The organism is Cyanobium sp. BA20m-14, from assembly GCF_024346295.1.
In genome coordinates this window covers 1-8,160 of record NZ_JAGQCR010000140.1, presented here as the reverse complement: position 1 = coordinate 8,160, position 8,160 = coordinate 1, and the positions used below count along the sequence as shown (strand labels likewise).

Below are 8,160 nucleotides of genomic sequence, written 5' to 3'. Positions count from 1 at the left end.
CCGGGTGGGCGATCTGGTGGGCCAGCTCAAGACCCTGGGAGATACGCCAATCGCCGTGGGCTTTGGCATTTCCGGCCCCGAACAAGCCCGCCAGGTGCGCGACTGGGGCGCCGATGGGGCAATTGTGGGCAGTGCTCTAGTGAAAGTGATGGCGGCCGCCCATGGTCAGCAGGGCGACGTTGCCGCCGCGGCCGGGCGCTTCTGCGCCGAGCTGCGGGCCGGGCTCGACGCTTAAGCGTGAGCTGGCCGTTCATGGGGCGCTGGGGCCAGCTGAGGCCAACAGGCCCCTCAGGCCGTTGAACAGGCGATCCAAGACTTCCGCCAGTTGGGGCCCATCCAGCAGGCCATAGCTCAGCCGCAGCACCGGCCCGCCGGCCCGGGCCGGATCTAAGCCAAAGCTTTCCCCACTGAGGGCCGCCAGCCCGTACTCCCGCACCAGGCGCCGCATCAATGTGTCTCCCGTCAACGGGCCGGCAGCGGCCCTATCCAGCTGGAGCAGGCCATAGAAGGCGCCATCGGGATTGGCCCACAGCTGCACCGGCAGGCCGCTATCGCGCGCTTCGGCCACGGCCGCCAGGAGCTGCCGGCGGCGGTCGGCCAGGCCGGCAATTCGGGGCGCGCACCAGCTGGGTCCGGCCCTCAAGGCGGCAAGGGCCCCATGCTGGGTCAACCGCGGTGGACAGATCAGCACCGTGTCCTGCACCTTTTGTAAGGCCGGCAACAAGGCGGCGGGTACGGCCATGTAGCCCAGCCGCCAACCGGCCATGCCATAGGCCTTGGAGAGGGAATGGAGCGACACGGTGTGGGCCGCACTGCCGCTCTGGGACCCAGCACTCCAATGGGGCTCGCCGCCATGGACAAACAGTTCATAGGCCTCATCGCTGATGTGCAGGAGGCCATGCAGGGCACAGAGTCGGTTGATCGCCGCCAGCACAGCCGCCGGAATCACCACCCCACTGGGATTGTTGGGCGACACGGTGACGATGGCGCGGGTGCGAGGTGTGATCGCCGCAGCCAGGCGCTGGGGATCGGGGATGGCACCGCCTTCCACCAGCACCGGAACGGCGCCGGCGAGCTGCACCGCCATCACATGGTTGAAGTAATAGGGCAGCGGCAGAATCACCTCACTGGGCCCAGCTGGCGAGCCCTCGGCAATCACCTGAACAACGGCGCTGAAGGCCATGTTGCTGCCCGCGGTCACCAGCACCGCGGCCCCATCGAGGTCGAGCCCGTTCTGGCTGAGGAGCTTGGTGCTGACTGCCTCCAACAAGGGAGAATCCCCCTGCAGGGCGCCATAGCGATGGAGCTCAGGCCCACCAGCTGCCAGCGCCTCGGCCACGGCCCTGGGTACGGTCTCGGGCGGGTCCCACCCCACCATGCCCTGGGCAAGGGAGAGGCAGCCCGGGCTCTGGCGCACCAGGGCAGCCAGCTCCGGGATCACCGGGCTGAGCACCCCCTGGAGACGACGGCTTGGCCCTGGTGGTGCCAAGGGGCTCAGAGGTTGAATTTGGCCGTCGACTGCTTCACGCAGGTGGTCTTGGCCTGATCCAAGCTCTGGCCTCGCCTGAGCATCCCATTGGCCACGCAGGTGCAGGTCTCATTGACCATGCCGGCAGGCGGGGTCTTACCCGCCTTCTGGAAATCGGCCTGCATGGCACTGGAGCATTTGCCAACAATGATCTGTTGCATCATGTTGGCGTGGGCCGGGGCCGCCACCAGGGCGGCACTGGCGCAGGCGAAAAGGAGGGGCAGGCGAAGCATGGAGCCAGGGCTGGGCATGGAGGCGGGGCTGGGCATGAAGGGGGCTGAGATCGGAGCAAACCGGGTAGAAGCCCAGCCTGGTTCCAGTCTTACCACCGCGGGCCGGTTCCTGAGGCCTAGGCGAGTTCCTAAAATATTTGGCGTTTCACTCGCCCATCTGCCATGCGCTTCGTGCTCTGGGGCACCTACTGCGACGAAGCCCTGACCAGGCGCGCCCCCTATCGGCAGGAGCACCTGGCAGCACTACAGCAACTCAAGGATGCCGGCACCCTGGTCACCCTCGGACCGACCGAGGGCAGCACCCACGTTTTCGGCATCTTTGAGGCGGAAAATCAGGAGCTGGTGGAAGCCATCGTCAAGGGCGACGTCTACTGGCGCCATGGGATCTGGACTCAAGTGCAGATCTACCCCTGGATCCAGGCTTTCTGAAGCCAGTCAGCCCCGCGGCCAATCGAGCAGGGCCTGCTGCCACACATAGGCCGCCACGGCCTCGGCACCTGTCTCCCCGAGCACGGCCCCGTAGCCGGCCATCTGGCCCCGGCCAGCGACCGCGATCTCGAGGATCCCGGCGGGTCCCTCGATGCCATGGCGCTCGAGGGCTGCCAGCTTCAGGGTTTGCCCCCGGCGAATGATGTTGCCGCCATTGACATGGCAGCCGGCGCAATGGTTGCTGAACAATTCAGCGCCTGAGAGGCCTGCAGCTGGAGCCGGGGCAGCGCCAACCAGCAAGCCAACGGCAAGGGCGATCACCAGGGCCATCGACATGGCCATCGAAAGGGCCATCGCCTGAACATGCTTCTGGCCCACCCTGAAAACCTGGAACGGAGATTCCAGTGTGCTCCCACAGGCGCTAAACAGGAGCCGGTGTCATCCCAACCGCCCTGGCTTCCAGCCCTCTGCCACCCCTCACCCTGCTGCACAGCGCTGACTGGCAGATCGGCAAGCCCTATGGCCGGGTCCAGGACCCGGACAAACGGGCCCTCCTGCGCCAGGTGCGGCTCCAGGCCATCGGCCGGATCGCAACCCATGCCGCCAGCACGGGAGCCAATTTGGTGGCGGTGGCCGGAGATCTGTTCGACTCCCCCACCCCAGGCAGAGCGGATGTGAGTGCCGTGTGTGCCGCCATCGGCTCCATCCCCTGCCCGGTGCTTGTGATCCCGGGCAACCACGACCACGGCGGCCCTGGCAGCGTCTGGCACAGCCCCTACTTCCAGGCAGAGCAACTGCGCCGCGCCCCCAACCTTCAGGTGCTGCTGGAGCCCGCGCCGCTGGAACTCGAAGCGGCAGTGATCCTTCCCTGCCCGCTGCTGCGGCGCAGCGACAGCGCCGATCCCTGCGGTTGGCTCCACTCGGTCAACTGGGCCCAGCTGCCGGCGGACAAGCCCCGGGTTGTGATCGCCCATGGCTCGGTGCACGGCTTCGCTGCCCCCGATCTCGACAGGAGCGGCGACGGCGCCAACAACCGGCTGCGCCTCGAGGGGCCCTGGCTGGACCAGGTGGACTACGTCGCCCTGGGGGACTGGCACGGGGTCAAGCAGGTTGCCGAAAAGGTTTGGTATAGCGGCAGCCCCGAACCGGACCGCTTCCCCCGCAGCCATGACTACCGCTCCGGGTTGGTGTTGCAGGCCCGGATCGGCAGGGGGCTGAACCCCCAGGTGACCCCCCTGGGCACCGGGGTGCTCGGCTGGCATCCCCTGCGGGTTGAGTTGCACCAGGATGGCGATCTAGACCGGCTTGAAGATCAGCTGGACTCCCTGCTCGGCGGCCGGATTGGCAGCGATCTGCTCCTGCTGGAGGTGGGCGGCAGCCTCAGCCTGGCCGGCCACCGCCGCTATGGGGCCCTGCTCGAGCGCCTGGAAGCCCAGCTGCTGCGGCTCAAACTGCGGGGCCGTTGCGAAGCCGCTCCCGGCGAGGCTGAGCTGGCCGAACTCACCCAGCGCCCCTGTGACCCGCTGGTGGCCCGCGTGGCTGGGGAACTGCAGCAGGCAATCGCCACCGGCGCAGGGATCGGCGACGAGGCTCTCGGCGCCAATGGGTTGGATCCGGCCCTGTTGCGTCTTGCCCTCTGTGAGCTGCACCAAACCGTTGGGCAGCTGCAGGGCTGACCATGCGCCTGCTCCATGCCAGCTTGCGCCAGGTGCGCCTCCATCAGCATCTGGAGCTGCGCTTTGATCCCCATTTCACCCTGCTGGGCGGCGCCAACGAGGCCGGCAAAAGCACGGTGGTGGAGGCCTTGCATAAGGTTCTCTTCCTACGGGCAAGTGCCACCGGCCGGGCGGTGGACGAGCTGCGCTCACGCCTGCACAGCGGCCTGCCGGAAATTGCAGTGGGCTTCGAGGCGGCTGGAGCCCGATGGGAGCTGCGCAAACGCTTTTCCGGCGCCAGTGGCACCTGCCAGCTGGGCAGCGACGGCGGCGTAGCCCTACAGGGGGCTGCCGCCGAGGAGCAATTGGCCCGCCTGCTGGGCGTGGAGGGGCCGATTGAGGGCCGCAGGCACGGCCAGTTGCCCCAGCGCTGGGGCCACCTCTGGGTGCGTCAGGGAGAGTCGGGCAGCAACCTGCTGGCCGGCCCAGGCGAGGCCTATGACCTCAAATCCCTGGTGCAGCAGTTACAGCAACGGGGGGCCGCAGCGGCCCTGGAATCGCCCCTGGATCGGCTGGTGGGGGAGCAGCTGCAAGCCAGGCTGGATCTGCAATTTACCGCCACGGGCAAGGTCAAGGCCGGCTCCCCCCTGGCCGAGGCGCGGCAGCGCTGCCAGGAGGCCCAGGCAGCCCTGGAACAGGCCCAGGGCCACCGGGCTGAGCTGGAATCGGCCATGGAGCAACTGCAGCGGATCGGCGCAAGGCTGCAGGCCATCGACTCGGCGGAAAGGCCCCGGCTGAGGCGGGCCAGCCAACTGGCGGGCCAGCTCCGCCTGCGCCAGGCCCAGATCGGCCCCCTGCAGCAACAATTTGCCCAGCTGGAGCTGGCCCTGGCTGAGCAGCAGGCCCTCCAGCAGCAAGGTCTCAACCTGGAGGCCCAACAGCAGGCCTGGCAGCAGCAGCTGGCCAGCCTGCTGGAGGAGCAAGCCACCCACCAAGCCGGCTGCCGAGCTGGGGAGCTGGCCCTGCTGGAGCTCGATGGCCAGCAGCGGGAGCTGGCAGGGCGGCTTGAGCTGGCCCAGCAACTGCTCGACCTGGCCAGCCTTGAGGAGGAAGCCCGGCAGCTGAACGCTCACCAACAGCAGTTCGAGCAACTTCAACGGGATGCCCAGCTGTGCAAGCAGCGTCTGCTGGAGCTGGCACCGATCGATCAGGAAACGGTCCGGGCCCTCAGACAGGCGGAACAACAGCTGGCCCAGGCCCAAGCCCGCAGCCAGGCAATGGCCACCGCCGTTGCCCTGCTCGATGCCGACCAATCGGTGACGGTAGGCGGCCAGCCACTCCTACCGGGTGAAACCCTGCAACTCAGCCGCGCCGCCGAGCTCAGCATCGGCAGCGGCGTGCGGCTGCGAATCAGCCCTGGTGGGGGCAAGGCAAACCTGGAGGCAGCCGAAGCGCTGGAGGCCCGTGCCCAGTCCCTGCTCAACCTGCAGCAGCAGGCCGGGGTCGGCAGCAGCGAGGCGGCTGAGCAGATTGCCGGGCAACGCCAGGAGCTGGAGCGGGAACTGGCCCGCCTGCGCCAGGCAGCTGGCGCCATCCCCTGGAGCCGGCTCAGCGAGCAGATCGGCGCCCTCGAACCCCGGCGAGAGCGCCTGCTGCGCCATCTCGAGCGCCATCGGCAGCTGCGCCAAGCCATCGCCCAGGAGGACGGGCTGCCAGACCAGAGGGACGGCCTGGAAAGCTGGCTGGATGCACTGCGGCACCAGAGCAGCCAGGCAGGCCTGCGCCGCCAGCAGCTAGAAGCTGGGCTGCAAGCAAGGCGCCAACAGCTGGCCGATCGGATCGCTGAGCTCGGCCAACTGGAGAGGCAGCTGGCCCAGCTCGGCGGCTCCCTGGCCCCATTGAAGCAACGGCAGCTGGTCCTCGAAAAGCTCCACGGCACCCAGGCAGCCCTGGCAGCAGACCTGGAGCACCGCAGCCAAGAGCTGCAGATCCAGGCGGGCGAGCTAGGCGAGCTGAAGGGCTCCCTGCAGGAACTTTTACCGGAAGCCAGCGCCGCCAACCAGCCCGATCACGGCAAGGAAAATTGGGTCGACAACTGGATCGAGGAGCTGATCCAGCAACTCGATGCCGAAAAGGATGGCCTGCTCACCAGCCGCGGCCAGAACGAGCAACTATGCCTAAGCCTCAGCGTTGAAGATCCGGCCGCAGCGGTTGAACAATGCCTCGCCAGGCTGGAGAGCGCCCAGGGTGAGCGGGAAGCCATCGAACGCCAGACCCTGGCCCTGCAGATACTGCAATCGCTATTTCACAGAGCCCGGCAGGAATTCTCCCAGCGCTATCGCGAACCCCTGGAGGAGGCGATTGGTCCCTACCTTGAGTGTCTTGGCAGCAGGGATCAACAGGTTCGGCTTGATTTTGATCCGAAGCGCGGCTTTGGCGACTTCGAGCTGCAACAGGGCATCCAGCGCTATGGCTTTGAGCAGCTCAGTGGGGGCATGCGCGAACAGCTGGCCACGGCCCTGAGGCTGGCCCTGGCCGAGGTGTTGCTGCCTGGGTACGACGGTTGCCTGCCGTTGATCTTTGACGACGCCTTCACCAACAGCGACCCCAGCCGCCTGAGGGGGCTGCATCGCATGCTCGGGCGGGGGCTGGCAAAGGGTGCGCAGATCATCCTGCTGTCCTGTAATCCGGCGGACTATCTGGAATTCGCAACTAAAAACGGCAGCGTGATCACGCTGCCGTAGGTGCCTGGCGGCCGGAGCCCAGCCAGGGTTGGGTGCGGCCCGGGGGGGGGGCCGGCAAATCACTCTTCGTCTTCGTCAGCGGAGCCGGCAGGAATCAGGCGGATCTGTTTACGACCGAGCTTGATCTCAAATTCGTCGCCGGGCTTGAGGTCGAGCAGGGCCGTATAGGCCTTGCCGATCAACAGGTTGCCATTGCCCTGCACCGTGGCCACATAACTCAGCTTGCGCCCGCCCTTACCGACCTTGCCGGTACCGCCGAGGTCGACGCCCTTGGCCTCGAGCAGGGCCTCGTAGAAGGCCGTGAAATTGAGCCGTTCTCCGCCGTCCTTCTTATTTGACACATAGCCGCAGGAGCGGACGATCTCCGACTTACCCACATCGCCGAGCTCTTTGACCTTGGCAAGCAGTTCAGATCCAATCAGCATTGATTTAGGGGATTAGGGGAATGAAAGGGCCTGGCCCAGTGATTACATTCAAAATGTACACCATGGCCAGTGCTTGCCAACCCATTGAAATCAATTCCAATCCAGAAGACTCCCCCCTGCCTACGTGTGCTGGTTGAAAGCGATCTAGATCAGCTCAAAGAGGTGTATCGCGATGCCGTGATCACCCAGGCCAAGCCCCTTTACAGCTCCGCCCAGATTGGGGCCTGGTCAAACCATGCCCACCGGAGTCATTTTCTGGCCAAGGCACTTATCAGGGGGTATGGCCTGGCCAGCTGTAACCCCACTGATGCTGGGGTGGTGGAAGCCTTTGGCCTGCTCGATCCAATCGAACGGCTCTCCCTGCTCTACTGCCGTGGCCGCTCCTGCCGCCAGGGCCGGAGCGGGGCAATCCTTCTAGGCCTGGAAAACCATGCCTGGCAACAGGGATGCCGGCAGTTGCACACCGAAGCAAGTCAATTGTCGAAGCCGCTGTTGCTGCGGATGGGCTGGCAGGTCGACCACGAAGAAAGGGTGATCTTTGCAGGCGAGGCCTTCCTTCGATGGCGGATGATCAAATCCTTAAACCAGCCCATCTGAGGGCTGGGCAACCCAAAGGTGGAGGAAGACAGGTGGCTGAAGCCCAGCTGCAGCAATTTCTCGAAAAGGTGCGCCAGCTGAATGGCTTCATCGATCTCAGCGAGATCGACCCCGGCCTTCGCCAGGAGCTGACGGACTGCAGCACCCACCAAGCGGTGGTGGCCCTGGCCCGCAGCCGGGGCTTTGAGATCGGCCGGCGCTGGGGGGAAAGGACGCCCGCCACCCCTGACCCTTCCAACCTGCTAACCCAGACCTGCCCGGCCGCTGGAGAAGAGCGCAGCGAAGTGCTGCTCAAGCTGCCCAGCTGGCGCCTGGAGCGGATCCACTCCTGCCAGGCATGCAGCCCACCGAACTTTTGGTATGACCAGGCGGAGCACGAATGGGTGGTGTTGCTCCAGGGCAGCGCCCAGATCCAGTTTGAAGGGGAGGATCAGCTGCGGGAGCTATGCCAGGGCGACAGCCTGCTGATATCGGCCCACCGCCGTCACCGGCTGGTTGCTACGGATCCCGATCCCGGATCCATCTGGCTGGCCCTGTTCTGGCACCAGG

At 66.2% G+C, this 8,160-nt stretch carries 10 protein-coding genes; 6 read left to right on the top strand and 4 right to left on the bottom strand.

Annotated elements, in window-relative coordinates; genetic code table 11:
- The coding region (locus tag KBZ07_RS12680; RefSeq protein WP_254931952.1) for a tryptophan synthase subunit alpha at positions 1 to 235 on the top strand (235 nt) is incomplete at its 5' end.
- Between the two features lie 15 nt (positions 236 to 250).
- Here the strand turns inward: KBZ07_RS12680 and KBZ07_RS12675 are convergent.
- Both KBZ07_RS12675 and KBZ07_RS12670 read right to left on the bottom strand, forming a co-directional pair.
- The gene (locus tag KBZ07_RS12675) at positions 251 to 1,489 is read right to left on the bottom strand and encodes an aminotransferase class I/II-fold pyridoxal phosphate-dependent enzyme (protein ID WP_254931951.1); all 1,239 of its coding nucleotides are present in this window, start codon (positions 1,487 to 1,489) and stop codon (positions 251 to 253) included.
- Between the two features lie 5 nt (positions 1,490 to 1,494).
- Positions 1,495 to 1,761 (bottom strand): hypothetical protein, encoded by a 267-nt coding sequence (locus tag KBZ07_RS12670; RefSeq protein ID WP_254931950.1) that lies wholly within the window; start codon positions 1,759 to 1,761, stop codon positions 1,495 to 1,497.
- A 162-nt stretch (positions 1,762 to 1,923) separates the two neighbouring features.
- Between KBZ07_RS12670 and KBZ07_RS12665 the strand changes: the two genes are divergently transcribed.
- Positions 1,924 to 2,190: a YciI family protein gene (locus KBZ07_RS12665; RefSeq protein WP_254931949.1), complete on the top strand. Its 267-nt coding sequence runs from the start codon at positions 1,924 to 1,926 to the stop codon at positions 2,188 to 2,190.
- Between the two features lie 6 nt (positions 2,191 to 2,196).
- Here the strand turns inward: KBZ07_RS12665 and KBZ07_RS12660 are convergent, their stop codons facing one another.
- The gene (locus tag KBZ07_RS12660; RefSeq protein WP_254931948.1) at positions 2,197 to 2,544 is read right to left on the bottom strand and encodes a c-type cytochrome; all 348 of its coding nucleotides are present in this window, start codon (positions 2,542 to 2,544) and stop codon (positions 2,197 to 2,199) included.
- An 86-nt stretch (positions 2,545 to 2,630) separates the two neighbouring features.
- On the opposite strand from KBZ07_RS12660, the gene KBZ07_RS12655 reads away from it, so the two are divergent.
- Both KBZ07_RS12655 and KBZ07_RS12650 read left to right on the top strand, forming a co-directional pair.
- Positions 2,631 to 3,866, top strand: coding sequence for a metallophosphoesterase (locus tag KBZ07_RS12655; RefSeq protein ID WP_315860170.1), 1,236 nt, complete (start codon positions 2,631 to 2,633; stop codon positions 3,864 to 3,866).
- A 2-nt stretch (positions 3,867 to 3,868) separates the two neighbouring features.
- Positions 3,869 to 6,589 carry an AAA family ATPase gene (locus KBZ07_RS12650; protein WP_254931947.1) on the top strand — a complete coding sequence of 907 codons (2,721 nt, stop codon included), beginning with the start codon at positions 3,869 to 3,871 and terminating at the stop codon, positions 6,587 to 6,589.
- A gap of 59 nt (positions 6,590 to 6,648) precedes the next feature.
- On the opposite strand, the gene KBZ07_RS12645 is transcribed toward KBZ07_RS12650, so the two are convergent.
- Complete coding sequence (locus KBZ07_RS12645; RefSeq protein WP_254931946.1) at positions 6,649 to 7,014, bottom strand: AbrB family transcriptional regulator; 366 nt, start codon at positions 7,012 to 7,014, stop codon at positions 6,649 to 6,651.
- Between the two features lie 126 nt (positions 7,015 to 7,140).
- On the opposite strand from KBZ07_RS12645, the gene KBZ07_RS12640 reads away from it, so the two are divergent.
- Positions 7,141 to 7,611 carry a GNAT family N-acetyltransferase gene (locus KBZ07_RS12640; protein ID WP_254931945.1) on the top strand — a complete coding sequence of 157 codons (471 nt, stop codon included), beginning with the start codon at positions 7,141 to 7,143 and terminating at the stop codon, positions 7,609 to 7,611.
- A 32-nt stretch (positions 7,612 to 7,643) separates the two neighbouring features.
- Positions 7,644 to 8,160: Nif11 domain/cupin domain-containing protein (locus tag KBZ07_RS12635; protein WP_254931944.1), on the top strand; the 517-nt coding region annotated here is incomplete at its 3' end.

What these genes read in the sequence shown, in the direction of transcription:
- KBZ07_RS12645 (WP_254931946.1), bottom strand. Translation starts at nt 7,014, where the DNA reads ATGCTGATTGGATCTGAACTGCTTGCCAAGGTCAAAGAGCTCGGCGAT.
- KBZ07_RS12650 (WP_254931947.1), top strand. Translation starts at nt 3,869, where the DNA reads ATGCGCCTGCTCCATGCCAGCTTGCGCCAGGTGCGCCTCCATCAGCAT.
- KBZ07_RS12660 (WP_254931948.1), bottom strand. Translation starts at nt 2,544, where the DNA reads ATGGCCCTTTCGATGGCCATGTCGATGGCCCTGGTGATCGCCCTTGCC.
- KBZ07_RS12670 (WP_254931950.1), bottom strand. Translation starts at nt 1,761, where the DNA reads ATGCTTCGCCTGCCCCTCCTTTTCGCCTGCGCCAGTGCCGCCCTGGTG.
- KBZ07_RS12665 (WP_254931949.1), top strand. Translation starts at nt 1,924, where the DNA reads ATGCGCTTCGTGCTCTGGGGCACCTACTGCGACGAAGCCCTGACCAGG.